The sequence below is a fragment of the Saccharothrix syringae genome (assembly GCF_009498035.1).
GTDB lineage: Bacteria > Actinomycetota > Actinomycetes > Mycobacteriales > Pseudonocardiaceae > Actinosynnema > Actinosynnema syringae.
In genome coordinates this window covers 1,403,108-1,428,527 of record NZ_CP034550.1, presented here as the reverse complement: position 1 = coordinate 1,428,527, position 25,420 = coordinate 1,403,108, and the positions used below count along the sequence as shown (strand labels likewise).

At 72.9% G+C, this 25,420-nt stretch carries 20 protein-coding genes and 1 pseudogene; 9 read left to right on the top strand and 12 right to left on the bottom strand.

Going from position 1 to position 25,420, the window contains the following annotated elements:
• The first annotated feature begins 116 nt into the window (after window positions 1-116).
• A complete protein-coding gene (gene pepN, locus EKG83_RS06690) occupies window positions 117-2,675 on the top strand; it encodes an aminopeptidase N (RefSeq protein ID WP_033427656.1) in 2,559 nt (852 codons plus the stop codon).
• 163 nt (window positions 2,676-2,838) lie between these two features.
• Here the strand turns inward: pepN and EKG83_RS06685 are convergent, their stop codons facing one another.
• From EKG83_RS06685 to ctaJ, 4 genes are all read right to left on the bottom strand, one after another.
• On the bottom strand, window positions 2,839-3,105 hold the full coding sequence (locus EKG83_RS06685) for a zinc finger protein (protein WP_033427657.1): 267 nt from the start codon (window positions 3,103-3,105) through the stop codon (window positions 2,839-2,841).
• Window positions 3,105-3,953 carry a helix-turn-helix domain-containing protein gene (locus EKG83_RS06680; protein ID WP_033427658.1) on the bottom strand — a complete coding sequence of 283 codons (849 nt, stop codon included), beginning with the start codon at window positions 3,951-3,953 and terminating at the stop codon, window positions 3,105-3,107. The genes EKG83_RS06685 and EKG83_RS06680 overlap by 1 nt, the downstream gene beginning before the upstream one ends.
• Before the next feature lie 348 nt (window positions 3,954-4,301).
• Window positions 4,302-4,784 (bottom strand): DUF5130 family protein, encoded by a 483-nt coding sequence (locus tag EKG83_RS06675; RefSeq protein ID WP_033427659.1) that lies wholly within the window; start codon window positions 4,782-4,784, stop codon window positions 4,302-4,304.
• A complete protein-coding gene (ctaJ, locus tag EKG83_RS06670) occupies window positions 4,771-5,016 on the bottom strand; it encodes an aa3-type cytochrome oxidase subunit CtaJ (protein WP_033427660.1) in 246 nt (81 codons plus the stop codon). The genes EKG83_RS06675 and ctaJ overlap by 14 nt, the downstream gene beginning before the upstream one ends.
• A 474-nt stretch (window positions 5,017-5,490) precedes the next feature.
• Between ctaJ and EKG83_RS06665 the strand changes: the two genes are divergently transcribed.
• Window positions 5,491-5,835 carry a hypothetical protein gene (locus tag EKG83_RS06665; RefSeq protein ID WP_153277917.1) on the top strand — a complete coding sequence of 115 codons (345 nt, stop codon included), beginning with the start codon at window positions 5,491-5,493 and terminating at the stop codon, window positions 5,833-5,835.
• A 9-nt stretch (window positions 5,836-5,844) separates the two neighbouring features.
• Here the strand turns inward: EKG83_RS06665 and EKG83_RS06660 are convergent, their stop codons facing one another.
• Window positions 5,845-6,504: an HNH endonuclease gene (locus EKG83_RS06660; protein WP_228122525.1), complete on the bottom strand. Its 660-nt coding sequence runs from the start codon at window positions 6,502-6,504 to the stop codon at window positions 5,845-5,847.
• Between the two features lie 65 nt (window positions 6,505-6,569).
• On the opposite strand from EKG83_RS06660, the pseudogene EKG83_RS48905 reads away from it, so the two are divergent.
• The 5 genes and pseudogenes from EKG83_RS48905 to EKG83_RS06640 all read left to right on the top strand — a co-directional run.
• Window positions 6,570-7,466: pseudogene (locus EKG83_RS48905) on the top strand (prolyl oligopeptidase family serine peptidase); the annotation flags it as partial.
• 61 nt (window positions 7,467-7,527) lie between these two features.
• Window positions 7,528-8,748, top strand: coding sequence for a prolyl oligopeptidase family serine peptidase (locus EKG83_RS48900; protein ID WP_265590317.1), 1,221 nt, complete (start codon window positions 7,528-7,530; stop codon window positions 8,746-8,748).
• A gap of 20 nt (window positions 8,749-8,768) precedes the next feature.
• Window positions 8,769-9,653: a mechanosensitive ion channel family protein gene (locus EKG83_RS06650; RefSeq protein WP_033427807.1), complete on the top strand. Its 885-nt coding sequence runs from the start codon at window positions 8,769-8,771 to the stop codon at window positions 9,651-9,653.
• Between the two features lie 530 nt (window positions 9,654-10,183).
• Window positions 10,184-10,570: a globin gene (locus EKG83_RS06645; protein ID WP_033427662.1), complete on the top strand. Its 387-nt coding sequence runs from the start codon at window positions 10,184-10,186 to the stop codon at window positions 10,568-10,570.
• 57 nt (window positions 10,571-10,627) lie between these two features.
• A complete protein-coding gene (locus EKG83_RS06640) occupies window positions 10,628-12,223 on the top strand; it encodes a glycoside hydrolase family 13 protein (RefSeq protein WP_051764398.1) in 1,596 nt (531 codons plus the stop codon).
• Between the two features lie 49 nt (window positions 12,224-12,272).
• Here the strand turns inward: EKG83_RS06640 and EKG83_RS06635 are convergent, their stop codons facing one another.
• From EKG83_RS06635 to EKG83_RS06615, 5 genes are read right to left on the bottom strand one after another with little or no spacing between them, the layout of a single operon-like run.
• Complete coding sequence (locus EKG83_RS06635; RefSeq protein WP_153277916.1) at window positions 12,273-12,896, bottom strand: hypothetical protein; 624 nt, start codon at window positions 12,894-12,896, stop codon at window positions 12,273-12,275.
• Complete coding sequence (locus tag EKG83_RS06630; protein WP_033427809.1) at window positions 12,889-13,320, bottom strand: acyl-CoA thioesterase; 432 nt, start codon at window positions 13,318-13,320, stop codon at window positions 12,889-12,891. The genes EKG83_RS06635 and EKG83_RS06630 overlap by 8 nt, the downstream gene beginning before the upstream one ends.
• A 52-nt stretch (window positions 13,321-13,372) precedes the next feature.
• On the bottom strand, window positions 13,373-14,293 hold the full coding sequence (locus EKG83_RS06625; RefSeq protein WP_194283000.1) for a DNA glycosylase AlkZ-like family protein: 921 nt from the start codon (window positions 14,291-14,293) through the stop codon (window positions 13,373-13,375).
• 53 nt (window positions 14,294-14,346) lie between these two features.
• Entirely contained in the window at window positions 14,347-15,339 is a 993-nt protein-coding gene (locus tag EKG83_RS06620; RefSeq protein ID WP_194282999.1) for a LacI family DNA-binding transcriptional regulator, read from the bottom strand.
• An 11-nt stretch (window positions 15,340-15,350) separates the two neighbouring features.
• Entirely contained in the window at window positions 15,351-16,901 is a 1,551-nt protein-coding gene (locus EKG83_RS06615) for a glycoside hydrolase family 13 protein (RefSeq protein WP_033427665.1), read from the bottom strand.
• Between the two features lie 220 nt (window positions 16,902-17,121).
• On the opposite strand from EKG83_RS06615, the gene EKG83_RS06610 reads away from it, so the two are divergent.
• Window positions 17,122-18,690, top strand: a complete 1,569-nt coding sequence (locus tag EKG83_RS06610; RefSeq protein ID WP_228122524.1) for a carbohydrate-binding module family 20 domain-containing protein — start codon at window positions 17,122-17,124, stop codon at window positions 18,688-18,690.
• A gap of 58 nt (window positions 18,691-18,748) precedes the next feature.
• Here the strand turns inward: EKG83_RS06610 and EKG83_RS06605 are convergent, their stop codons facing one another.
• Complete coding sequence (locus EKG83_RS06605; RefSeq protein ID WP_211268981.1) at window positions 18,749-19,207, bottom strand: MarR family winged helix-turn-helix transcriptional regulator; 459 nt, start codon at window positions 19,205-19,207, stop codon at window positions 18,749-18,751.
• 57 nt (window positions 19,208-19,264) lie between these two features.
• Between EKG83_RS06605 and EKG83_RS06600 the strand changes: the two genes are divergently transcribed.
• On the top strand, window positions 19,265-20,371 hold the full coding sequence (locus tag EKG83_RS06600) for a serine hydrolase domain-containing protein (protein WP_033427667.1): 1,107 nt from the start codon (window positions 19,265-19,267) through the stop codon (window positions 20,369-20,371).
• An 18-nt stretch (window positions 20,372-20,389) separates the two neighbouring features.
• Here EKG83_RS06600 and EKG83_RS06595 read toward each other — a convergent pair whose 3' ends face one another.
• Entirely contained in the window at window positions 20,390-25,342 is a 4,953-nt protein-coding gene (locus tag EKG83_RS06595) for an NAD-glutamate dehydrogenase (RefSeq protein ID WP_033427668.1), read from the bottom strand.
• Between the last annotated feature and the right edge of the window lie 78 nt (window positions 25,343-25,420).

The following is a 25,420-nucleotide window of genomic DNA, read 5'->3' as shown; positions in this document are numbered from 1 at the left end:
GCCTGTCCACTTCTCGGCTCACCTCGTGATTGGATGCGACTGTCGTGTTCACCCGCGCGACACGTTCCCCGTTCCGACGAGGTCAGCGCCGAAGGCGCCGGCAGACGAGGTGACCAGTGGCGGCACCCAACCTCACCCGCGACCAGGCGCAGCAACGCTCTGCGCTGCTGGAAGTCGACTCCTACCGGATCGAGCTGGACCTGACCGACGGCGGTGGCAAGCCCGGCTCGGACACGTTCCGCTCCACCACGACGGTCGCGTTCCGCAGCCGCACGCCGGGCTCGTCCTCGTGGGTCGACGTCGTGGCCGCCACCGTCCACCGCGCCGTGCTCAACGGCCGCGAGCTCGACGTCTCCACCTACCGCGAGGAGGACGGGCTCCACCTGCCCGACCTCGCCGACGTCAACGAGCTGACCGTCGAGGCCGACTGCCGGTACACCAACACCGGCGAGGGCCTGCACCGGTTCGTCGACCCGGTGGACGGCGAGGTCTACCTGTACTCGCAGTTCGAGACGGCCGACGCCAAGCGCATGTTCGCCTGCTTCGACCAGCCCGACCTCAAGGCCGTCTACACGCTGAGGGTGACCGCGCCGCACCACTGGAAGGTCATCTCCAACGCCCCGATCGCGTCCACCGAGGACGGCGTCGGCGGCGCGGACGTGCACTCCTTCGAGACGACCAAGCCCATGTCCACCTACCTGGTGGCGCTGGTCGCGGGCCCCTACGCGGAGTGGCGGGACGAGTTCACCGACGGTGCGACGACGATCCCGCTGGGCATCTACTGCCGGGCGTCGCTGGCCGGGCACATGGACCACGAGCGCCTGTTCACCGAGACCAAGCAGGGTTTCGGCTTCTACCACGGCGCGTTCGGGGTCAAGTACCCGTTCGGCAAGTACGACCAGTGCTTCGTGCCCGAGTTCAACGCGGGTGCGATGGAGAACGCGGGCTGCGTCACCTTCCTGGAGGACTACGTCTTCCGCAGCCGGGTGACCCGCTACCTGTACGAGCGGCGCGCCGAGACCGTGCTGCACGAGATGGCGCACATGTGGTTCGGCGACCTGGTGACCATGCGCTGGTGGGACGACCTGTGGCTGAACGAGTCGTTCGCCACCTGGGCGTCGGTGCTGGCCCAGGCCGAGGCGACCGAGTACCGGCAGGCGTGGACCACGTTCGCCAAGATCGAGAAGTCCTGGGCCTACCGGCAGGACCAGCTGCCGTCCACGCACCCGGTGGCCTCGGACATCCAGGACCTCCAGGCGGTCGAGGTCAACTTCGACGGCATCACCTACGCCAAGGGCGCCTCGGTGCTCAAGCAGCTGGTGGCGTACGTGGGGCTGGAGAACTTCCTGGCCGGCCTGCGGGTGTACTTCGGCAAGCACGCCTGGGGCAACGCCACGCTGGCCGACCTGCTGGGCGCGCTGGAGGAGGCGTCCGGCCGCGACCTGTCGTGGTGGAGCGCGCAGTGGCTGGAGACCACCGGCCTGAACCTGCTGCGCCCGAAGTTCACCGTTGACGCGGAGGGCCGGTTCACCGAGTTCGCCGTGCTCCAGGGCGGTGCCCGGCCGGGCGCGGGCGAGCTGCGCACGCACCGGCTGGCCATCGGCGTCTACGACGACGAGGGCGGCAAGCTGGTGCGCAAGCACCGGGTCGAGCTGGACGTGTCGGGCGAGCGCACCGAGGTGCCCGAGCTGGTCGGCGTGCACCGGGGCAAGCTGGTGCTGGTCAACGACGACGACCTGACCTACTGCACGATGCGGCTGGACCCGGACTCGCTGGCGTCGCTGATCGACCACATCTCCGACATCGCCGAGCCGCTGCCGCGGACCCTGTGCTGGTCGGCGGCGTGGGAGATGACGCGCGAGGCCGAGCTGAAGGCCCGCGACTTCGTGAACCTGGTGCTCGGCGGGCTGGCGGCGGAGACCGAGGTGGGCGTGGTGCAGCGGCTGCTGCTCCAGGCGCAGACCGCGCTGTCCTCCTACGCCGACGCGTCGTGGCGCGAGGAGGGCTGGCGGCGGTTCACCTCGCGGACGCTGGAGCTGGCGCGGGCCGCGGAGCCGGGGTCGGACCACCAGCTGGCGTTCGTGAACTCGCTGGCGGGTTCGGTGCTGGACGAGGCGACCGCGGCGGTGCTGCGCGGCTGGCTCGACGGCACCGACGTGCTGGAGGGCCTGGTCGTGGACACCGACCTGCGGTGGCGGCTGCTGCACGCGCTGGTCGCGCACGGTGCCGCGGGCCTGGACGAGATCAACGCCGAGGAGGAGCGGGACCCGACCGCCACCGGCCTGCGCAAGGCCGAGCAGGCCCGGGCCCTGCGGCCGACGCCGGAGGCGAAGGGCGAGGCGTGGGAGCGCGCCGTGAACGACGACGAGCTGCCCAACGCGGTGTCCGAGGCGATCGTGGCGGGCATCCACCACCCCGGGCAGAAGACCCTGCTCCAGCCGTTCGTGGCCCGGTACTTCGCCGACGTGGCGGACGTGTGGGACCGCCGGTCGAGCGAGCGGGCGCAGTCGGTGGTCGTGGGGCTGTTCCCGTCGTGGTCGATCTCGCCGGAGACGGTCGCGGCCGCGGACGCCTGGCTGGCCGAGGAGAGGCCACCCGCCCTGCGGCGGCTGGTGTCGGAGGGGCGGGCGGGCATCGTCCGCGCCCTGGCGGCCCAGGAGTTCGACCGGTCCTGACGCGGGGCGCGGGCGGGGCGGCACCGGCTGGTCGGTGCCGCCCCGCCGCGTTCGTCCGGGGTTTTCGGCGGAAGGGCGTCGAACGGCCCGCTTCGCCGCAGAAGACCGCGAACGGCGGGCCGCTGCCCCCGCGGGCGCGCCTCGGCCGGACGCGGGAACCCGGTCAACCGGTGGTGATCGGGATGTTCCAGGTCCGCTTCGAGGCGGCCGTGCGCTGGCGCGGGAACGCGGGGATGCGCTCGACCCGCCGCCAGGCGCTGTCGCAGTCGGTGCACGTCGGCCAGCACCACTCCAGGGAGGAGGCGCGCTGGACCGGGATGACCAGCTCCTCCCCGCACAGCGTGGTGGCCGCGTCCCTCGGCACGAGTTCGGCGGGCACGGCGTGGCGCTTGCCGTTGTGGGGCAGCCAGCGGAACGGGCGCAGCGACATCAGCGGGTCTCCCTGTCGTAGACCTCGGCCCAGCGGGCCAGGAGGTCGCGTGAGCGTTCGGCGTCGAGGGCCAGGCGGTGCAGCCGGCGCATCTTCGCCTGGTAGACGGTGACGGTGGTGGGGTCGTCGTGGAAGACGGTGGCCGCGTCGGTCTCGGTGTAGACCAGGGGCTTGAACGGGGCGTTGAACGTCAGCACGGTGGCCGGGTGGCGCAGCGCGGCGTGGGCGGCCGCCGTCATGGGGATGACGCGCGGGCCGTACCGCGGCCGGCCGCACAGCGCGGTCAGGTGCAGGACCTGGTCGCGCATGACGCCGACGTCGCCGACCACGAGCCGCAGCGCGATCTCGTGGACGTAGACGACGGTGTCGGGGCCGTCGGCGCGGTTCAGGTTCTCCTGGCGGGCGACGCGGGCACCGGCCAGGTCGTGGTCGCCGGTGAGGGCGCGGGCGTAGTCCTCGGTCTGGGCCAGGCTCGGGACGGTGATCGGCTCGTAGGTGGCGATCGCGCGGGCCACGCCCTCGTGCAGGGCCACCGCGAGCAGGTCGTCCGCCGCCGTGGCGTGCCGGCGCAGGAAGCTGCCGGTGTCCGGTTCGTTGGCGATGGCCATGATGCGCTCGCGCGTGGCCTTGTCCGCGCCGCACCGGCCGAGCAGGGTGCCGATCTCCCACGGGCTGGTGCCGCGGGTGCCGGTCTCCAGCTTGGACAGCTTTCCCAGCGACCAGCCCAGCGCCTCGGTGACCAACCCCGACGACATCCCGGCCCGGTGCCGCACGCGGCGCAGTTCCTCCCCCAGCTCCCGGCTGCGCGCGGTGCTCAGGCGGGTGGACTGCTTTTCGTCCGTCTGCATGGTTCCCCTCGGTCTGGATTTGTTCCGCACCAGGATGACACGAGGTAAAACGTAGCCGTCAATGCACTTTTCGAGGGACGGAATGTACCGGCTGTACCGCTTCTAGCTGCGGCTATGCTCCAGAATACACCGGAACCCGTCGAATTCGAGGCGCGTTCGCGCAACACCCGGGAAAGCACTTCAATCAGTCGACGCCAGCTCGTCGGACGAATACCGCGCAGGCGCGTGGTGCTTTCGCGCAACAAATTCGGGCAGCGATCCACCCAATCGGAACAGGGCCCCGCCGAAAGCCGGCGGCACGAAAAAGGCCCCGGCCGGGCAGCCGGGGCCTCCTCGCGTCGGAGCCGTTCAGCGGCGGGGCGCGTACCCGGCCTGGTCGGTCAGCATGCGCAGGCCGCTGATCAGGCCGCCCGCCAGGTCGCCCTCCTTGAAGGAGGCGATCATGCTCATCACCGCGAGCTTGCAGCCGCGGTCGTCGAGGCGCCGGTGGGACTCCTCGCCGGTCACCACCTCGACCACGCGCTCACCGGGCGACACCGCGACCAGCACGGCGTTGGCCGGGTTCGGCGTGGAGGCGTGCAGCTCCTCGGCCCGCGCCCGCGAGTCCGGCCCCAGCCCGCCCAGGTAGACGCTGAAGTCCAGGCCGGTGGTGCGGCCGGCCACGGTCAGCACCTCGTCCAGCGTGGACAGCTGCACGGGCGTGAACGGCAGGCTCGGCGCGTGCGGCTCGTACATCTTCGCGGCGGACACGCGGCCGCTGTTGGTCACGGCGGCGCCGACCGGCAGGGTCGACGGGTCCACCTCGGTTCGGGTCAGCTCACCAGTTGCCACGAGCGCCTCCCACGGCGGTGCGGCCCTCGACCGGCGCGGCGGCGACCTGGTGCGCGCCACCGGGCAGGCCGGCGGGGTTGGCGGTCCACCAGACGGGCGCGTAATCCCATTCCTGACCGGGCCGGTACCGCTGGATGCGGGTGGCCTTCGGCCTCAGCGTCAGTAGCGCGATCACGCCGTAGATGGCCAGCGGGATCAGCGCGAAGACGAGCACGGTCTCCACGATGGTCACGGCGGTTACGGTAACCGATCCCGCTGCCCGCCTCAGGTCGAGGTCACCCCTTTCCGCACTGGTGGGGGTTGGGGGCCGCGCGCACCACCCGCCGGCGGCCGCGCCGTCTGTGAACGCCGCCCCGCCGCCGCGGGCCCCGATCACGTTCCGCTCGCGACCGCCCGGTAGGTAACCGGCGGACCACTCCCCTCACGAAAGCAGGGCACCCGGCGAGGCTTGGGGAGGCCCGTCGCGGCCGACCCCCTACCTGGGGCGATGCCACCGCCCGCGGTGATCGGCTCCGGATGCAGCAGGCCGGCGGGTCGTTCGTCGCAGCGCGTGCACCCGGACGGGCTTCCCCCGGAAGGAGGTGAATGGCGGCCGGTTTGGCGTCTTGTCCCGGGCCCACTCGGCTTCTAACTTTTCACCTGTACGGCTCTTGCGCATCCCTTGAGGGATCAAAAGTCCCGCCTCACGAGGCCCGGAGGACACGACATGTACACCGTGAAGCGCTTTCACGTTGCTACCCTCACCCTTTCGCCGTACACCCGATCGGAGCAGAGCGTTACCACTGTTCAGGCTCAGGCGTCGTCCCCGGACTCGGTTCGCATCACCGCGCGGGACTCCGTTCGGATCACCGCGGACGACTCCGTCCGCATCACGGCCTCGGACTCGGTGCGCATCACGGCGTCCGACTCGGTCCGGATCACGGCCGACGACTCGGTCCGCATCACCGCGTCGGACTCGGTCCGGATCACCGCGTCGGACTCGGTCCGGATCACGGCATCGGACTCCGTGCGCATCACGGTGCGCCGCGAAGACCTCGCCCTCGCGGCGTGAAGGGGCGCGTCAGGCCGCGGGCTCGCCCAGGTAGGGCAGCCACAGCGGGTCGGCCTCGGTGACGCCGGCCAGCAGCCGCCAGTGCGGCCCGCGGGGCGCGGCGGGCACCACCCGCAGCCGCCAGCCCAGCTCCGACAGGAGCTTGTCGGCCTTGCGGTGGTTGCACCGGGCGCAGCAGGCCACGCAGTTGGTCCACGAGTGGGCGCCGCCCCTGCTGCGCGGCACCACGTGGTCGATGGTCTCGGCGCGCCCGCCGCAGTACGCGCAGCGGTACCGGTCGCGGTGCATCAGCCCGGCGCGGGTCAGCGGGACCCGGCCGCGGTAGGGCACCCGCACGTAGTTCGCCAGCCTGATCACCGACGGCACCACCACCTGGGCCGTCGAGGAGTGGACGACGGCGCCCGCCGGGTCGCCGTGCACCACCTCCGCCTTCCCGCACACCACGAGCACCACGGCGCGCCGCAGCGGCAGCGCGGTCAGGGGCTCGAAGGTGGCGTTGAGGAGGAGGACCTTGCGCCTCCCCCAGGGCAGCACCAGGGGGGCCGGACCGGCTCCCTCCCCGCCCACCGCCACGGCGTGCACGCCGGGCTGCTTCGGGCCGTACGGGGCCGACGACGCGATCCCGGCGTTCGCCAGGGCGCCGATCGGGGTGGGTTGTCGGTCTGGCACGCGACCACCTCCACCGGTTCAGACCTAGGAGACCACAGATCACGGTGAAAAATCACCTGTGATATGTGACGTGTCACGGAGCCGTGGCCAAAACTTCGGTGAACCCACCCCTATCGACGATCGTTTTCAAATCTGTCGGTACGCTCGGCGGGGTGACCGAGCCTCCCCGCGCAGCGCTGCCTGCGACGACCACCTACCCGACCGCCGAACGGCTCGACCTCGTCGAGGACCTGCACGGGCACGCCGTGGCCGATCCCTACCGCTGGTTGGAGGACCCGGCCGACCCGCGCACCGACGCGTGGTCGACCGCCCAGGACGACCTCACCCGGTCGTGGCTGGACGCGATGCCGGGCCGCGAGCGGCTGGGCGCGCGGCTCGCCGAGCTGATGCGCACCGGGTCCGTCGGCGTGCCGGTGCGGCGGGCCGGCCGGGTGTTCTACACGCGCCGCGACCCCGACCAGGACCACCCCGTGCTCTACGTGCGGGTCGACGGCGTGGAGCGGGTGCTGCTCGACGTGTCGGCGCTCGACCCGTCGGGGCGGACCACGCTGGACCGCTGGTCGCCGTCGCTGGAGGGCACGCGGCTGGCGTACCAGGTATCGGTGGGCGGCGACGAGCACTCCCTGCTGCACGTGGTCGACGTGGACACCGGCGAGCTGCTCGACGGCCCCGTCGACCGCTGCCGGTACTCGCCGGTGGGGTGGCTGCCCGGCGGCGAGGAGTTCTTCTACGTGCGGCGGCTCGACCCCGACCTGGTGCCCGAGGACGAGCGGCAGTTCCACCGGCGGGTGTGGCGGCACCGGGTGGGCGCGCCGACCGCCTCGGACGTGAACGTGCACGGCGACGGGCTCGACCACACCTACTACTACGGGCTGACGGTGTCCGAGGACGGCCGGTGGCTGGTCGTGGTCGGCGCGCCGGGGACCGTGCGGCGGGACTCGGTGTGGATCGCCGACCTGCGCGGTTCCGGGGAGCTGCGGCCGGTGCTCTCGGCCGACGACGGGGCGCAGTGCTCGGCGTGGGGTGGGCGCCGACGGGCGGCTGTACCTGCTGACCAGCCTGGGCGCGCCGCGGTTCCGGCTGTGCGTGGCCGACCCGGCGGAGCCGACCGCGTGGACCGAGCTGGTGGCCGAGGAACCGGACTCGGTGCTGGACGCGGTCGTGCCGCTGGACGGGTCGCTGGTGGTGCTGCGGACCCGGCACGCGGTCTCGGAGCTGCACCTGCACGCCGCGGACGGCACGTGGCTGCGGGAGATCGCGCTCCCCGGGACGGGGTCGGTGCACGGGTTGTCCACAGTCGACGAGCGGACCCTTGCGGACCGCGACGTGCTGTGGTTCGGCTGGTCCGACTTCGTCACGCCCCTGTCGGTGTACCGGTTCTCGCTGTCCGGGGGCGTCGTCTCGCTGGAGACCCCGGCCCCCGGACGGGTGACGATCCCGGAGTTGTCCACACAGCAGGTCTCGTACCCGTCGGCGGACGGGACGGTCGTGCGAATGTTCGTGGTGTCCGGGACGCGGGACCCGGACCTGCCCAGGCCGGCGCTGCTGACGGGGTACGGCGGGTTCGCCGTCGGGCGCGGGCCGGGGTACAGCGCCACGACGCTGGCGTGGGTCGAGGCGGGCGGGGTGTGGGCGCACGCGTCGCTGCGCGGCGGCGACGAGGAGGGAGAGGAATGGCACAAGGCCGGGATGCGGTCGCGGAAGCAGAACGTGTTCGACGACTTCCACGCGGCGGCGGAGCGGCTGGTCTCGGACGGGTGGACGACACCGGAGCAGCTGTCGGTCATGGGCGGCTCGAACGGCGGCCTGCTGGTCGGGGCGGCGCTGACGCAGCGGCCCGAGCTGTACGCGGCGGTGGTGTGCTCGGCGCCACTGCTGGACATGGTGCGGTACGAGAACTTCCTGCTCGGGCGGTTGTGGGCGGAGGAGTACGGGTCGGCGGCCGTGCCGGAGGAGCTGGGGTGGCTGCTGTCCTACTCCCCGTACCACCGGGTGCGGCCGGGGGTTGAGTACCCTTCGGTGCTGTTCACGGTCTTCGAGTCGGACAGCCGCGTGGACCCCAACCACGCCCGGAAGATGTGCGCGGCGCTGCAGCACGCGTCGGCGAGCGATCCGACCAAGCACCCGGTGCTCATCCGCCGGGAGACCGAGGTGGGGCACGCGGGGCGGTCGGTCAGCCGGTCCGTCGGGCTGGCCGTGGACCAGTTGACCTTCCTGGCCTGGGCGACGGGCCTCGAGTTGTAGATCGGGAGGACTGCTTCGTGGTGGACGTGGAGCGGACGCTCGCAGTCGAGTGGTGGGTCGAGAACGGCCCCAGGATCGCGGGCGGCGCGCTGCGGATCGTGTTGATCGTGGTGGTCGCGGTGATCATCCGAGCGGTCCTGCGGCGGCTCATCGACGGCATGACCCGCGGCAACGGCGGTCGCAAGCCCAAGCTGCTCAAGCCGCTGCGCGAGCGGGCGCCGCAGGCGCTGGGCGCGTTCGCCTCCGAGCGGCGGGAGCAGCGGGCCAAGACCATCGGCTCGGTGCTGAAGTCGTTCGTCACGATCATCGTCTTCGGCGTCGCGTTCATCCAGGTGCTGACCGAGCTGGGCATGAACGTCGCACCCATCCTGACCTCGGCGGGCATCCTCGGCGTCGCGATCGGCTTCGGCGCGCAGAACCTGGTCAAGGACTTCCTGGCCGGCATGTTCATGATGCTGGAGGACCAGTACGGCGTGGGCGACGTGGTCGACCTCGGGCCCGCGACGGGCACGGTCGAGTCGGTGGCCCTGCGCATCACCACGATCCGCGACACCAACGGCACGGTCTGGTACGTCCGCAACGGCGAGATCATGCGGGTCGGCAACTCGTCGCAGGGCTTCGCGGTGGCCGTGGTCGACCTGCCGCTGGCCTACGGCGCGAACCTCGCCTCGGCCACGGAGGTGCTGACCGTGGCGGCCGAGGAGGCCACGGCGGAGGAGCTGCTGGCCAAGGACGTGACGGACAAGCCGCAGGTCCTGGGTGTGGAGAAGGTGACGCCGGAGGGCATCACCATGCGCGTGACGGTCAAGGTGCGGCCGGGGCGGCAGTGGGCCGTGCAGCGCGCGCTGCGGGCCAAGCTCATGCCGGCGCTGGAGGACGCGGGGATCTCGCTCAAGGCATCGTGACGCCGGCGGGGGTGACCTCGGCCCCGTGGTCTTGGCTCCGTGGTCTCGGCCCCGTGACCGCGGCTTGATGCCCCGGCTGCGGGACCCGAGCTGCGGGACCCGAGCTGCGCGACCCGAGCTGCGCGACCCGAGCTGCGCGACCCGAGCTGCGCGACCCGAGCTGCGCGACCCGAGCTGCGCGACCCGAGCTGCGCGACCCGAGCTGCGCGACCCGGGCTGCGCGACCCGGGCCTCGCAGCCCCGTCCGTGATCCTGCTCACCAGCTCGCGACCCCGGTCGCGGACTGGTCCTCTTCCGGCCCCCGCCCCACCCGCGGCCCCGCACGTCCCCTGACCCCGCGCCCGGCAGGGCCGGTCCCCCACCCGGCCCACGTGCCCGGCCACCCGACAACCCCGCCGCAGGTCCCGTCCCCCACCGGCCCCGGCAGCCCCGACCCCGGCTCGCTTCCCGCTCGAACCCGGCTCGACCGCGACTCGGCCCACACCGGGTGGGCGTGGGCCCCGCCCCGGCACCTGAGGCAGGATGGAGGGGTGACCAATCCTCCGGAGAACTTCTACGAAGCGGTGGGCGGGTACGACACGTTCCACCGGATCGTCGCGCGCTTCTACCAGGAGGTAGCCACCGATCCGATCCTCCGCCCCCTGTACCCCGAAGAGGACCTGGGCCCGGCCGAGGAGCGCTTCCGGCTGTTCCTGATGCAGTACTGGGGCGGCCCGCACACCTACTCCGACACCCGCGGTCACCCCCGGTTGCGGATGCGGCACGCCCCGTTCGTCATCGGTCCCGTGGAGCGGGACGCCTGGCTGCGCTGCATGGAGGTCGCCGTCGACTCGGTCGAGCTGTCCCCCGAGCACCGCAAGCAGCTCTGGGCCTACCTCGACATGGCCGCCAACAGCCTGATGAACGCCTGGGCGTGATCCTTGCTCACCCGAACGAGGTCGTGCCGTCGGCCGCGAATGGCAGGATGACTTCTCGTGCGACGATCCTCCGACCTCCAACCAGAGATCGCCGACGAGTCCGCCTGGTGGCGTGACGCCGTCTTCTACCAGGTCTACGTCCGGTCGTTCGCCGACGCCAACGACGACGGCGTGGGCGACCTCGACGGCATCCGCTCCCGGCTCGGGTACCTCGAACTGCTCGGGGTGGACGCGCTGTGGCTCACGCCGTTCTTCACCTCGCCGATGGCCGACCACGGCTACGACGTGGCCGACCCGCGCGACGTCGACCCGCTGTTCGGCGACCTCGACGCGTTCGACCGGCTGGTCACCGAGGCGCACGCGCACAACATCCGCGTCACCATCGACCTGGTGCCCAACCACACCAGCGACCGGCACCCGTGGTTCCAGGCCGCCCTGCGCGCCGGTCCCGGGTCGCCCGAGCGGGCCCGCTACGTCTTCCGCGAGGGCGGCGGCTTCGACGGGTCCCTGCCGCCGAACAACTGGCCCAGCCAGTTCGGCGGCCCCGCGTGGACGCGCCTGCCGGACGGGCAGTGGTACCTGCACCTGTTCGCCCCGGAGCAGCCGGACCTGAACTGGGACAACCCCGAGGTGTCCGCCGACCTGGCCCGCACGCTGCGGTTCTGGCTGGACCGGGGCGTGGACGGGTTCCGCATCGACGTCGCCCACGGCATGGCCAAGCCGGTGGGCCTGCCCGACGTGGACCCGCGCGCCGAGCTGGGCTCCGGGGTCCGGCACGACAACGCCCTCGACCCCCGCTTCGACGACGACGGGGTGCACGAGGTGCACCGGATGATCCGCAAGGTCGTCGACGAGTACCCGGGCCGGATGGCCGTCGGCGAGATCTGGGTCAAGGACGACGAGCGGTGGGCCCGCTACGTCCGCCCCGACGAGCTGCACCTGGGGTTCAACTTCCGCCTGGTCGAGGCGGAGTTCGACGCGGACGCGGTGCGGGCGGCCATCGACCACTCGCTGGCGGCCGTGCGCGGCACCGGCGCGCCGCCGACCTGGACCCTGTCCAACCACGACGTGGTCCGGCACGTCACCCGTTACGGTGACGGCTCGATCGGCCGGCAGCGGGCCCGCGCCATGGCCCTGGTCGAGCTGGCCCTGCCCGGCGTGGTCTACCTCTACAACGGCGAGGAACTGGGCCTGCCGAACGTGGAGCTGCCCGACTGGGCCCTCCAGGACCCGATCTGGACCCGCTCCCGCCACACCAGGCGCGGCCGCGACGGCTGCCGCGTCCCGCTGCCCTGGGAGGGCGACACCCCGCCGTTCGGGTTCACCGAGGGGGTCACCACCTGGCTGCCCCAGCCCAACGAGTGGGCGGGCCTGACCGCCGAGTCGCAGCTGGAGGACCCGGACTCGATGCTCTCGTTCTACCGGCACGCGCTGGAGCTGCGGAAGTCGCACCAGGCGTTCACCGGCGACGAGCTGGAGTGGTACGGCGCCCCGGCGGGCTGCTTCGCGTTCCGCCGCAAGGGCGGCGGCCTGATCTGCGCGCTCAACACCTCGGGCGCCCCGGTGCCGCTGCCGCCCGGCGAGGTGCTGCTGGCCAGCGGCCCGATGGACGGCAACCAGCTGCCGCCCGACACGGCCGTCTGGCTGGTCTGACCGGGGTCCCGGGCGCGCGGCCCACCGCGCGCCCGGGCCGCCCGGGGCCTCAGACCAGCAGCGGCAGCATGGAGTGGCGGCGGCGGACCACCGCGCCGAACCGGGCGTCGATGCGCAGCCACGAGTCGGTGGCGGTGACGCGCACGTCGTCACCGCCCAGGAACCCCATCCCGGACAGCGCGAACAGGCACCGCATCGGCACCTTCACGTCCAGCCCGGACCCGCTGACCGTGATCACGGTCTGGTCCAGCAGCGACGCGGGCGGCGTGCCGCGCGGTCCCGCGTTCTCCCGCGCCACCGCGACGCCCTTCTCGGCCAGCTCGGACACCACGCTGCCGGGCAGCCGGTCCACCGCCAGCCAGCCGGCCGTCGGCGGCAGCGCCGAGCGCCACATCATGTCCCGCGCCGGACCGGGGTCGACGACCTCGCTGCGCACCACCGCCAGGCCGGTGAGCAGGTCGGTCGCGGACACGGTCACGTCACCGGGGCTCACCCGCCCGGCCACCGTGCGGGTGGCCAGGGCGTCGAACGGGGTCGCCACCCACGCGTCCACCAGGTTCCCGGACTCGCGGTTGCGCAGCCGCACCACCGCCTGCTGGTCCAGGCGGACGGCTCGGGCGACGAACGCGCCCAGGTCGTCGCGCTCGGCGGGGTCGAGGACCAACTCAGGCACCATTACCTCCGGCTCGCCACCCGGCGAGGAAGTCGCGCTCGGCATCCAGCAGGCGGCGGGGGCGCCCCGCCTCCAGGTTGTAGGGGACCATCAGGGTCTCCGCCTTGGTCACCACGGCACTGCCCTCGCGGCGGCCGCCGCGGACGGCGTAGTCGAGGGTGAACGAGGCGGACTTCAGCTCGCGCACCGACATCTCCACCAGCACCTCGTCACCGGTGAACACCAGCGGCGCCAGGTAGTCCACCACCAGCCGGGCCACGACCACGCCCCTGGCCATCTCCGGCACGCCGTGCCGGGCGGCCTCGGTGAACAGCAGGTCGATCCGCGCCTCCTCCAGCAGCGTGACCGTGTTGGCGTGGTTGACGTGGCCGTACGCGTCCATGTCGGACCAGCGCGGGCGCACACCCGTGACGAACACACCCAACTTGAACGCGCCTCCCGCGGTCGACATCGGTGGCCGAGACCCTATCCACGTGCTACACCCAGGTTAAGGCGGCGTCCACGTCGAGGAAGCGCCCCAGGTCGGCGACCTCCTCGGCCACGTCCGGGCGAGGTCCGAAGGGGTGAACCTCGATCCGCCCGCCGACGCGCCGCCAGGTGGCGACCACGCGGCCGTCCACCACGACGTGCGGGGTGAGGAACCCGCCGCCGGTCTGGACGAGCCGGGCGTGCGCCGGGTCCAGCATGGCGGACCGGTCGCGGTAGCCGAGCAGGTAGGGGTCGAAGTGGCCGAGCATCCGGACCACGCCGGTCGGCCCGGCTGCCCCGGCGCACCCGGCCGCCCCTCCGGCAGGCCCCGACACCCCGTCGACCTCCCCGAACGCCTCGTCGTCGACCGGCGGCAGGTCGCGGAGGCCGCGCTTGGGCAGCCCGCTCCACGCGGCGAAGTCGTCGGGCGTGGCCGGGCCGTAGGCACGCCGGTAGCGGCGCCACAGCTCGGTCACGTCGCGTGGTTCGCAGTCGATGTGCAACAACTCGTACGTGTCGTCCAGGCCGCGCTTCAGCACGCCCGAGTACGCCGCGTAGGCGAGCAGGTGGGCGGGTGCCTGCGACCTCGGGTCGAGCGGGATGCCGACCTCGGCCAGGCGGGCGACCGCGGTGGCGCGGTCGAGCGGCCCGGTCAGCACCTCGCGCAGCGCCGGCAGCGCCCGCGCGCACAGCTCGTCGGTCAGCCCCAGCTGCGACCGCCTGCGCCGACCGGCCGCGATGAACACCGGCGCCAGCAGCGGCACCACCCACAGGTCGCGCTCGTGCAGCAGGTGCAGGGTGCCGCGCATGGCCCACGTGCGCACCACGGGACCGTCGAGGAACCTCACGCCCCTGGCGCGCGCCGCGAGCCGTGCGGCGGGCACGTCCTGGGCCTGCAACGCGAACACCGAGCCCAGCAGCTCGTCCACGTCCGCGGCCGGGCGGGACAGGCGCTGGGCCCGCATCCGCCGAACGAGGGGGCTCACCTCGGGCGGGCGCCGGTCGAGCCGCGGACCACCAGCTCGGGCTGGAACACGAACTCGGCGTGCGGCGCGGGCGTGCCGCCGATCTCCTCCAGCAGGGCGTGCACGGCGGCCTGCCCCATGGCCTCGACCGGCTGGCGGATGGTGGTCAGCGGCGGGTCGGCGAACACGATCAGCGGCGAGTCGTCGAAGCCGACCACGGACACGTCCCGGGGCACCTGCAGGCCGCGCTGCCGGGCCGCGCGGATCGCGCCGAACGCCATGAGGTCGCTGCCGCAGACGATGGCGGTGCAGCCGCGGTCGAGCAGGGCGTTGGCCGCGGCCTGCCCGCCCTCGACGGTGAACAGCGAGTGCTCGACCAGGTCGCCGGCGCCGGGGCGGGCCAGCGCGAAGCCCTCCACGGTGCGCTGCGCGGGCACGAACCGCGGCGGGCCGACCGCCAGGCCGATCCGGTCGTGCCCCAGCTCCACCAGGTGGGACACGGCCAGGCGCGCCGCCGCCCGGTAGTCCACCGACACGAAGGGCGCGGAGACCTGGTCGGTGAACCCGTTGACCATGACGAACGGCACGCCGCGGCCCGCGAGCTTGACGTAGCGGTCCTTGTCGGCGGTGGTGTCGGCGTGCAGGCCGGAGACGAACACGATGCCGTTGACGCCGCGGTCGACCAGCATGTCGGTCAGCTGGTCCTCCGTCGAGCCGCCCGGTGTCTGCGTGCACAGCACCGGCGTGTACCCGTCGCGGGTCAGCACCTGCTCGATGACCTGCGCGAACGCCGGGAAGATCGGGTTGCTCAACTCGGGGGTGATCAACCCGATCAACCCGGCGCTGCGCTGGCGCAGGCGCGGCGGGCGCTCGTAGCCGAGGACGTCCATCGCGGCGACCACGGCCTGGCGGGTGGCCGCGGAGACGCCTGGCTTGCCGTTGACCACGCGGCTGACCGTCGCCTCGCTCACGCCTGCCTGGGTCGCGATGTCACTGAGCCGCGCTGTCACATCGGGTGACTCTACGGGCGCGAGAGCCACACGGTCGTGTCCGGCGGCACGAGGAGGTCCGCGCCGTCGGTCGCCACGCCCGACGAGGACAGCAGCACCTCGCCGTCGGCGGGCAGCCGGACGACCTCGGTCCCGAGGTTGACCACGCAGGTGAACCTGTTGCGGCGGAACGACAGCACGCCCCCGGGCACGTCCAGCCACTCCACTTCGGAGCCCGCGCCGAGGTCGGGGTGCGCGCGCCGGGCGCGCAGGGCCGAGCGGTACAGCTCCAGCACCGAGTTCGGGTCGCCCTGCTGCCGCGCCACGCTCAGCTCCGCCCAGGACGCGGGCTGCGGCAGCCACGAGCCGCCGTCGCCGAAGCCGAGCGACGGGCCCTCGGCCGTCCACGGGATGGGCACGCGGCAGCCGTCGCGGCCCCGGTCGGTGTGGCCGGAGCGCTCCCACACCGGGTCCTGGAGCACGTCGTCGGGCAGGTCCAGCACCTCGGGCAGGCCCAGCTCCTCACCCTGGTAGACGTAGGCGCTGCCGGGCAGGGCGAGCATCAGCAGGGCGGCGGCGCGGGCGCGGGTGACGCTGCCGTAGCGGGTGGCGTGCCGCTGCACGTCGTGGTTGGACAGCACCCAGGTGGTGGGCGCGCCGACCGGGGCCATCGCGGCCAGCGAGTCGTCGATGACGGCCCGCAGCGCGGCGGCGTCCCAGCCCGCGGTCAGGTAGTGGAAGTTGAACGCCTGGTGCAGCTCGTCGGCGCGCAGGTAGCGGGCGGTGCGCTCCGGGCTGGGCGTCCACGCTTCGGCCACGCCGATCCGCTGCCCCGGGTAGGAGTCGAGGACCTTGCGCCAGTCGCGGTAGATCTCGTGCACGCCGTCCTGGTCGAAGAACGGCAGCGGCTCGGTGCCCAGCAGCTTGAGGTGGCCGGGCGTGCCGACGTCGGGCAGGCCGTCGGCCTTGACCATGCCGTGCGCCACGTCGACGCGGAACCCGTCCACGCCCAGGTCCAGCCAGAACCGCAGCACGTCGAGGAACTCCTCGCGCACCTCCGGCCGGCCCCAGTTCAGGTCGGGCTGCTCGGGCGCGAACAGGTGCAGGTACCACTGGCCGTCGGCGGTCCTGGTCCACGCCGGGCCGCCGAAGACGGACTCCCAGTCGTTCGGCGGCTGGTCGCCCCGGCCGTCGCGGAAGTGGTAGCGGGCGCGCTCGGGCGAGCCCGGCCCGGCGCGCAGCGCCTCCTGGAACCAGGCGTGCCGGTCGGAGGTGTGGTTGGGCACGAGGTCGACGATCACCCGGATGCCGTGCGCGTGCGCGTCCTCGACGAGCAGCCGGGCGTCCTCCAGCTCGCCGAAGGACGGGTCGACGGCGCGGTAGTCGGCCACGTCGTAGCCGCCGTCGGCCATCGGCGAGGCGTAGAACGGGGTGATCCACACCGCGTCGACGCCCAGCCCGGCCAGGTACGGCAGCCGGGAGCGGATGCCCGGGAGGTCACCGACGCCGTCGCCGTTGGAGTCGGCGAAGCTGCGCACGTAGACCTGGTAGATGACGGCCTCGCGCCACCAGTCCTGCGTCATGGGGGTGTCCTTCCGGGTCGGGTCGGCCGGAGGGCAATGAAATACTTTGCAAGTGTTTTCAGCAAGTCCCGCAACTGGTATGACCTAGAACACATTCCCTGCCAGCCAAGGAGACAACGTGGTTTCCGCACCCCGGCGAGCCCTGCTCGCCACAGCCACCCTGCTGCTGAGCCTGTTCGTCGTTCCGCAAAGTTTTGCGAGCCCGCCCTCGGCGAAGGACGTGACCGCGACGCTGTTCCAGTGGCCGTTCTCGCGGGTCGCGAGCGAGTGCACCACCGTGCTCGGGCCCAAGGGCTACGGGTTCGTCGAGGTCTCGCCCGCCACCGAGCACGTCCAGGGCTCGCAGTGGTGGACCTCCTACCAGCCGGTCAGCTACCGGATCGCCGGCCGGCTCGGTGACGAGGCCGCGTTCCGGAACATGGTCGCCGCCTGCCACGCGGCCGGCGTGAAGGTCATCGCGGACGCGGTGATCAACCACATGAGCGCCGGGTCCGGCACCGGCACCGGCGGCTCGTCCTACACGAAGTACGACTACCCCGGGACCTACAGCGACCCGGACTTCCACTCCTGCCGCACCGGCATCAGCGACTACCGCAACCGCGACAACGTCCAGAACTGCGAGCTGGTCGGCCTGTCGGACCTGAACACCGGCAGCGACTACGTGCGCGGCCGGATCGCGACCTACCTCAACCACCTGATCTCCCTGGGCGTGGACGGCTTCCGCATCGACGCGGCCAAGCACGTCGCGGCGGCCGACCTGTCGGCCATCAAGTCGCGGCTGAGCAACCCGAACGTGTTCTGGGTGCACGAGGTGATCTACGGCGCGGGCGAGGCGGTCCAGCCGGGCGAGTACACCGGTTCGGGTGACGTCGACGAGTTCCGCTACGCCTACGACATCAAGCGGATCTTCACCAACGAGAACCTCGCCTACCTGAGCACCTTCGGGCAGTCGTGGGGTTACCTGCCGAGCAACCAGGCTCGCTCGTTCGTGGACAACTGGGACACCGAGCGCAACGGCTCCACCCTGTCGTACAAGGACGGCTCCACGTACACGCTGGCGAACGTCTTCATGCTCGCGTGGCCGTACGGCGCCCCGAACGTGTACTCCGGCTACGAGTTCAGCGACCACGACGCCGGCCCGCCCGGCGGTGCCGAGTGCTACACGTCCGGGTGGAAGTGCCAGCACCGGTGGACGCAGATCGCGAACATGGTCCAGTTCCGCAACACCGTGGCGGGCACGGCCGTGACGAACTGGTGGGACAACGGCGGCGACGCCATCGCCTTCGGCCGCGGCACCAAGGGCTTCGTGGTGATCAACCGCGAGTCGACGCCCCTGACCCGCACGTTCCAGACCTCCCTGCCGGCCGGCAGCTACTGCAACGTCCAGCGGGACGGCTGCGCCGCGGTGTCGGTGGGCTCGAACGGCCAGTTCACCGCCACCCTCGGCGCCGGCGAGGCGCTGGCCCTGCACACCGGCGCGACCGGCGGCGGCACCACTCCCCCGCCGACCGGGACGGTGTCGTTCGCGGTCAGCGCCACCACGTCGCCGGGCCAGAACATCTTCGTCGTCGGCGACCACGCGTCCCTGGGCTCGTGGAACCCGGCCAACGCGGTGCCGCTGTCCGCGGCGACCTACCCGACCTGGCGGGCATCGCTGTCGCTGCCCACCGGGACGGCGATCCAGTACAAGTACGTGCGCAAGGACGCCTCGGGGGCGGTGACGTGGGAGAGCGGCGCGAACCGCACGGCCACGGTCCCGGCCTCGCCGTCCGACACCTGGCGGAACTGACGCGGTGACGCCCGGCGGCGGGACCGGAACCCCGGTCCCGCCGCCGGCGTCCTCCCGGTCAGGGCCGCAGCCGACGCGCCATCAGGTCGCGCATCGCCCCGGTGCGGTCGGCCAGCGAGTCCAGGGCGCGCACCACCGGCCCCGCGTCGTCACCCAGGCCGGCCAGCAGCTCGGCGGTGACCTCGGCGCGGGCCGCCCTCCCCGCCGCCACCGCCTCGTGGCCGCGCGGGGTCATCTCCACCAGCCGGACGCGGCTGTCGTGCGGGTCGGGGCGCCGCACGGCGTAGCCGACGCGCTCCATCTCGGCGACCACCTTCGACGCGCCCTGGGCCGTCATGCCCAGCAGGTCGGCGAGGTCGGTGACGCGGACCGGCCCGACGAGCAGGTGCTGGAACACGTACCCGTGGACGGTGCGGACCCCGGGGTGACCGGCGTCGGCCATGCGGGCGCGCACGGCCGCGTCGCAGGACGCCGCCAGCGCGGTGAACAGCAGGGTGAGGTCGGGGGTTGACGGCACCGGCGGATGCTGACATGTTCAACCCTGGTTTAGCAACCTAGGTTGAGGACTGGGGCGATGATCTGCGATCCGGCGTTCAAGCACGTCGTCGAGGCTTTTCGGGACGGGGTCGGCGAGGGTGGTGCCGCGCTGGCGGTCGTGGCCGGCGGGCGGCTGGTGGTCGACGTGTGGCACGGCACGCGCGACGAGGCCGGGCGGCTGCCCTGGGAGCGCGACACCGCCGTGAACGTGTTCTCGGTGTCCAAGGCCGTGCTCGCCACGGCGGCGCACCTGGCCGCCCGCGACGGGCTGCTCGACCTCGACGCGCGCGTGTCCGCGTACTGGCCGGGGTTCGGGACCGCCACGACCGTGGCCGACCTGCTGTCGCACCGGGCCGGCCTGCCCGCGATCCGCGAGCCCCTGCCTGCCGGCAGCCTCTACGACTGGACCGCGATGACCACCGCCCTGGCCGCCGAGCGGCCGTGGTGGGAGCCCGGCACGCGGCACGGCTACCACGCGGTCACCTTCGGCTGGCTGGTCGGCGAGGTGCTGCGCCGCGCCACCGGCCGCGAACCGCGCGAGCTGACCGCCGAACTGGGCGTGCCGCTGGGGTGGCCGGGACCCGGTGAACCCGCGTTCGTGCTGCCGCCGGGGGCCGGGCCGGGCGGATTGCCGGGTGGACCGCCGCCGGGGGCCGGGCCGGGCGGGCCGTCCCCGAAAGCCGGACCGGCCGGGCCGCCGCCCGCGCCGATCACCGCGCTGGCCTTCGCCAACCCGGCCGACCTCGTGGTGCCCGGCGTGGTCAACACCCCGGCGTGGCGCGCCGCCCAGGTCCCCGCCGCCAACGGCCACGCCACGGCCCGCGCGCTGGCCCGGCTGCTCGGGCGGATCGGCGACCTGCTGCCCCCGACCGCCCTGGCCGAGGCCACCGCGCCGCGCAGCGAGGGCCACGACGAGGTGCTGGGCGGCCCGACCCGGTTCGGCCTGGGCTACATGCTGCCCAACGCGCTGCGCCCGTACTCGCCCAACCCGCGGGCGTTCGGCCACACCGGGGCGGGCGGCGCGCTGGCGTTCGCCGACCCGGACCTGGGCCTCGCGCTCGGGTACGCGCCGAACCGGCCCGTCCTCACGCCCGCCGGGCCCGACCCGCGCTGGGCGCCGATCACCGACGCGCTCTACCGGTGACCGGCGCCCGCGCGGGCGTCAGCGGATCATGCTGCGCACCTGCCGCGCCGCCACCGACAGCGTGGCCAGGTCCAGCCTGGTCACCCGGTTGATCTCCGCCAGCGCGGCCCGCGCCCGGCCCAGCCGGGACGAGTTGGCCTGCTCCCACGCGGCGATCTTCTCGTCCGGGCCGTCACCGGGGTCCGCGGACCGCAGCACGTCGACGGTGATCGCCCGCAGCGACGAGTAGAAGTCGTCGCGCAGCGCCAGGCGCGCCAGCGAGTGCCAGCGGTTGAGGCGCTCCAGGTTCGACACCGAGCTGAGCATCCGGTCGATGTCCAGGTGCTCGGACAGCGCGAAGTACAGCTCGGCGGTCTCCTCGTGCGTCCGCTCCCGCCCGGCCGTGGCGCCGTCCTCGCGCTCGGCCAGCTCCGCCACCTCGGTCACGTCCAGCAGGGCGTAGGTGAACAGCAGCGACGCCACCCGCCGCGCCAGGTCCTCCGGCACGCCGTGCGCGACCAGGCGTTCGGTGTGCTCCGCCCAGGACTGCGCCTCCTGCCCCTTGAGCAGCTCGGGCACGCGCGGTGCCAGGGCCGCGACCACCGGGCCGAACCGGCTGATGGTCGAGCCGACCGCCAGCGGCTGGGGGCGGTTGGTCAGCAGCCAGCGGGACGCCCGGTCCAGCAGGCGGCGGCTCTCCAGCACCATGGCGTCCTGGACGTGGGTCGGGATGACGTTGTCCAGCGCCTGGATCTCCCGCCACAGCGCGGGCAGGCCGTATACCGCCGTGACCACGGTGTAGGCGCGCACGGCGTCGGTCGCCGACGCGCTGGTCTCCTCGGCCAGCCGGAACGCGTAGGACACGCCGCCGCCGTCGACGACCTCGTTGACCAGCACCGTGGTGATGATCTCGCGGGACAGCGGGTGCCCGGCGACCGCGTCGGTGAACCGCTCGCGCAGCTCGCTGGGGAAGTAGTCGGGCAGCTTGCGGGCCAGCACGTCGACCGTGGGCAGGTCGCTGGCCAGCACCTCCTCCTTCAGGGCCAGCTTCACGTGCGCGAGCAGCGTGGCCAGCTCCGGCGAGGTCAGGCCCTCGCCGGACTTCTCCAGCGCCTTGAACTCCGCCGGTGACGGCAGCGCCTCCAGGGCCCGGTCGAGCGCGCCCCGCTGCTCCAGGTCCGCGACCAGCCGCGCGTGCACCGACACCATCGGCGCGGCGTGGGCGCGGGACACGCCCAGCACGAAGTTCTGCGCGTAGTTGTCGGCCAGCACCAGCTCGCCGACCTCGTCGGTCATCTGGCCCAGCAGCTCGTTGCGCCGCCCGGTGTCGAGCCGGCCGTCGCGGACCAGCTCGTCGAGCAGGATCTTGATGTTGACCTCGTGGTCGGAGCAGTCCACGCCCGCCGAGTTGTCCAGCGCGTCGGTGTTGACCTTGCCGCCGGCGCGGGCGAACTCGATGCGGCCCCGCTGGGTCAGGCCCAGGTTGCCGCCCTCGCCGACGACCTTGGCGCGCAGGTCGGCGCCGTTGACGCGGATCGCGTCGTTGGCCTTGTCGCCGACCTCGGCGTGGGACTCGGTGGACGCCTTGACGTAGGTGCCGATGCCGCCGTTCCACAGCAGGTCGACCGGGGCGAGCAGGACCGCCTTCATCAGCTCGGGCGGCGACAGCTTGGTCACGCCCTCGGGCAGGCCCAGCGCCACCCGGGCCTGCTCGCTGACCGGGATCGACTTGGCCGTGCGCGGCCACACGCCGCCGCCCTCGCTGATCAGCGAGCGGTCGTAGTCGTCCCACGAGGAGCGCGGCAGCTCGAACAGGCGCTTGCGCTCGGCGTAGGACAGCTGGGCGACCGGGTTCGGGTCGATGAACACGTGCCGGTGGTCGAACGCGGCCACCAGCCGGATGTGCTCGGAGAGCAGCATGCCGTTGCCGAACACGTCGCCGGACATGTCGCCGACGCCGACCACGGTGAACTCCTGGGCCTGGGTGTCGACGCCCAGCTCGCGGAAGTGCCGCTTCACGCTCTCCCACGCGCCCTTGGCGGTGATGCCCATGGCCTTGTGGTCGTAGCCCACCGAGCCGCCGGAGGCGAACGCGTCGCCCAGCCAGAAGCCGTAGGAGGCCGACACGTCGTTGGCGATGTCGGAGAACGACGCGGTGCCCTTGTCGGCCGCGACCACCAGGTAGGTGTCGTCGCCGTCGTGGCGCACCACCTGCGGCGCCGGGATGACCGTGCCCGAGCTGAGGTTGTCGGTGAGGTCGAGCAGGCCGGAGATGAACATGCGGTAGCAGGCGATGCCCTCGGCCAGGAACGCCTCGCGGTCCAGGCCCGGGTCGCCGGTCGGCGCGGGCTGCCGCTTGACCACGAACCCGCCCTTCGCGCCCACCGGCACGATCACCGCGTTCTTCACCGCCTGCGCCTTGACCAGGCCCAGGACCTCGGTGCGGAAGTCCTCGCGCCGGTCGGACCAGCGCAGCCCGCCGCGGGCGACCGGGCCGAACCGCAGGTGCACGCCCTCCACGCGCGGCGAGTACACGAAGATCTCGAACCGCGGCCGCGGCTGCGGCAGGTCCGGGATCGCGCGCGGGTCGAGCTTGACCGCCAGGTAGGGGCGGGGGTTGCCGTCGGCGTCGCGGACGAAGTAGTTCGTGCGCAGGGTCGCCTGCACGAGGGTGAGCAGGCTGCGCAGGATGCGGTCCGCGTCCAGGCTGGTCACGTCGTCGATCAGGGCGGTGATCTCACCGGCCAGCTGCTCGGTGCGGCCTTCGCGCCGGGCGTCGTCCAGGCTGGGGTCGAACCGGGCCTCGAACAGCCGCACCAGGGCCGTGGCGACCTCGGTGTGCCCGAGCACGGCGTCCTCGATGTAGTCCTGGCTGTAGGGGGTGCCCGCCTGCCGCAGGTACTTGGCGTAGGCGCGCAGCATCGCCGCCTGCTGCCAGGTCAGGCCCGCCCGCAGCACCAGCGTGTTGAAGCCGTCCACCTCGGCCTCGTCGCGCCACATCGCGGCGAACGCGTCCTGGAAGCGGGTGCGGACGGCCTCCGCGTCCTCCTGCGACAGCTTGTCCAGGGTCGCCTGGTCGATGCGCAGGCCGAAGTCGTAGATCCAGCACTCGGTGCCGTCGTCGCGGACCAGCTCGTACGGGCGCTCGTCGGCCACGACCACGCCCATGCGCTGGAGCATCGGCAGCACGTCCGACAGGGTGATCCGGCCGCCGGCCAGGAACAGCTTGAAGCGGCGCTCGCCCGCCTCGGCGTCGCGCGGCACGTAGAAGACCATGTCCAGGTCACCGGGCTTGAGCGCCTCGATGCGCCGGTAGTCCGCCAGGCCCTCGGCCGCGGCGAAGTCCTCCTTGTACGCCTCGGGGAACGCCGCGGCGATGCGCTGCCCCTGCTCGGAGGACGACTCGGCGCCCAGGCCGTGGCCCTGCTCCAGCACCGCCTCGACCATGCGGTCGTCCCACGAGCGCACGGCCTCGGCCAGCAGCTGCTGGATGTGGCCGGTGTCGGGCTCGACCTGCCGCTGCGGCTCGGTGTGCACGGTGAAGTGCACGCGGGCCAGCGCGGACTCGCCGACGCGCGCGCTGTACTCCAGGTTCACGCCGCCGAGCTGGTCGATCAGCACCTCCTGCATGGCCAGCCGCGAGGTCGTGGTGTAGCGGTCGCGCGGCAGGTAGACCAGGCAGGAGAAGAAGCGGCCGTACGGGTCGCGGCGCAGGAACAGGCGCAGGCGGCGGCGCTCGGCCAGCGCGATCACGCCCGTCACGGTCTGGTACAGCGTGTCCGGGTCGACCGAGAACAGCTCGGTGCGCGGGTAGTTCTGGATCACCTCCAGCATCTGCTGGCCCGAGTAGGAGTGCAGCGGGAAGCCCGCGCGGTGGATCACGTCGCGCACCCGGCGCTCGACGGCCGGGATGTCCAGCACGTCCTCGTGCAGGGCCGTGGTGGAGAAGACGCCGAGGAAGCGGTGCTCGCCGGTCACGTTGCCGTCGGCGTCGAAGGTCTTCACGCCCACGTAGTACGGGTAGACCGAGCGGTGGACGCTGGACTGGGCGCTGGCCTGGGTGAGCACCAGCAGCTCCGGGGACAGCGCCTGGGCGCCCGCGTCGGGACCCGCGGTCAGGCTGCGCGCCGCGAGGCTGTCCTGTCTGAGCACGCCCAGCCCGCTGGCCAGGACCGCGCGCAGGGCGGGCTCGCCGGCCGTGGCCGGGTCGTCGCGGACCAGCTCGTAGCGGCGGTAGCCGAGGAAGGTGAAGTGGTCGGCGGCGAGCCAGCGCAGCAGTCTCGCGCCGTCGGACACCTCGTGCCGGGGCAGCGGCGGCGGTGACGCCTCCAGCTCGTCGGCCAGCGACAGCGCGGTGCCGGTCATCTTGCCGGTGTCCTCGACGACCTCGCGGACGTCGTTGAGCACGGTGTGCAGCCTGGTCTCCAGCTCACGGGCCCGGTGCGGGTCGGTGAGCAGGTCGACCTCGATGTGCATCCACGACTCGGCGATCGCGTCGGACGGCGGCTCGGCCGGGTCCGCCGTGGGCAGGACCTCCCCGAGCGCGCCCGTCACCAGGTCCCGGCGCACCACCACGATCGGGTGAACCACGCGCTGCACCTGCACGCCGCCGCGGGTCAGCTCGGAGGCCACCGAGTCGACCAGGTACGGCATGTCGTCGGTGATCACCTGCACGACCGTGGCCGGGCAGGCCCAGCCGTCGTGCGCGCGTGTCGGGTTGAGGATCCGCACCACCGGGCGACCCGGCACCCGGGTCTCGGCGAGCTGGAAGTTCGAGCGCACCGCGCCCACCAGGTCCACCGGGTCGTCGTCGATGACCTCCTCGGCCGGGACGTGCCGGTAGTACAGGCGGATCAGGTCGGAGAGCTCGGGGGCGTTGGCGGCGGCCCGCTCGATCAGCTCGTCACGCGCCTGCTCGGGGCTGGCGACGCGGGCCACGGCGCCGTTGCCGGTGGCGTGCTCGGATCGGGACGGGACTCCAGTCGAGGTCATGTTCAGGCGGCTCCACGCTATCCGGTACCTCTGTGTACCGGGTCCGCACACCACTTAATCACATGCGCGCGAACCCGT

What these genes read in the sequence shown, in the direction of transcription:
- EKG83_RS06685 (WP_033427657.1), bottom strand. Translation starts at nt 3,105, where the DNA reads ATGTCGCTGCGCCCGTTCCGCTGGCTGCCCCACAACGGCAAGCGCCAC.
- EKG83_RS06680 (WP_033427658.1), bottom strand. Translation starts at nt 3,953, where the DNA reads ATGCAGACGGACGAAAAGCAGTCCACCCGCCTGAGCACCGCGCGCAGC.
- EKG83_RS06665 (WP_153277917.1), top strand. Translation starts at nt 5,491, where the DNA reads ATGTACACCGTGAAGCGCTTTCACGTTGCTACCCTCACCCTTTCGCCG.
- EKG83_RS06615 (WP_033427665.1), bottom strand. Translation starts at nt 16,901, where the DNA reads ATGACGCAGGACTGGTGGCGCGAGGCCGTCATCTACCAGGTCTACGTG.
- EKG83_RS06600 (WP_033427667.1), top strand. Translation starts at nt 19,265, where the DNA reads ATGATCTGCGATCCGGCGTTCAAGCACGTCGTCGAGGCTTTTCGGGAC.
- EKG83_RS06595 (WP_033427668.1), bottom strand. Translation starts at nt 25,342, where the DNA reads ATGACCTCGACTGGAGTCCCGTCCCGATCCGAGCACGCCACCGGCAAC.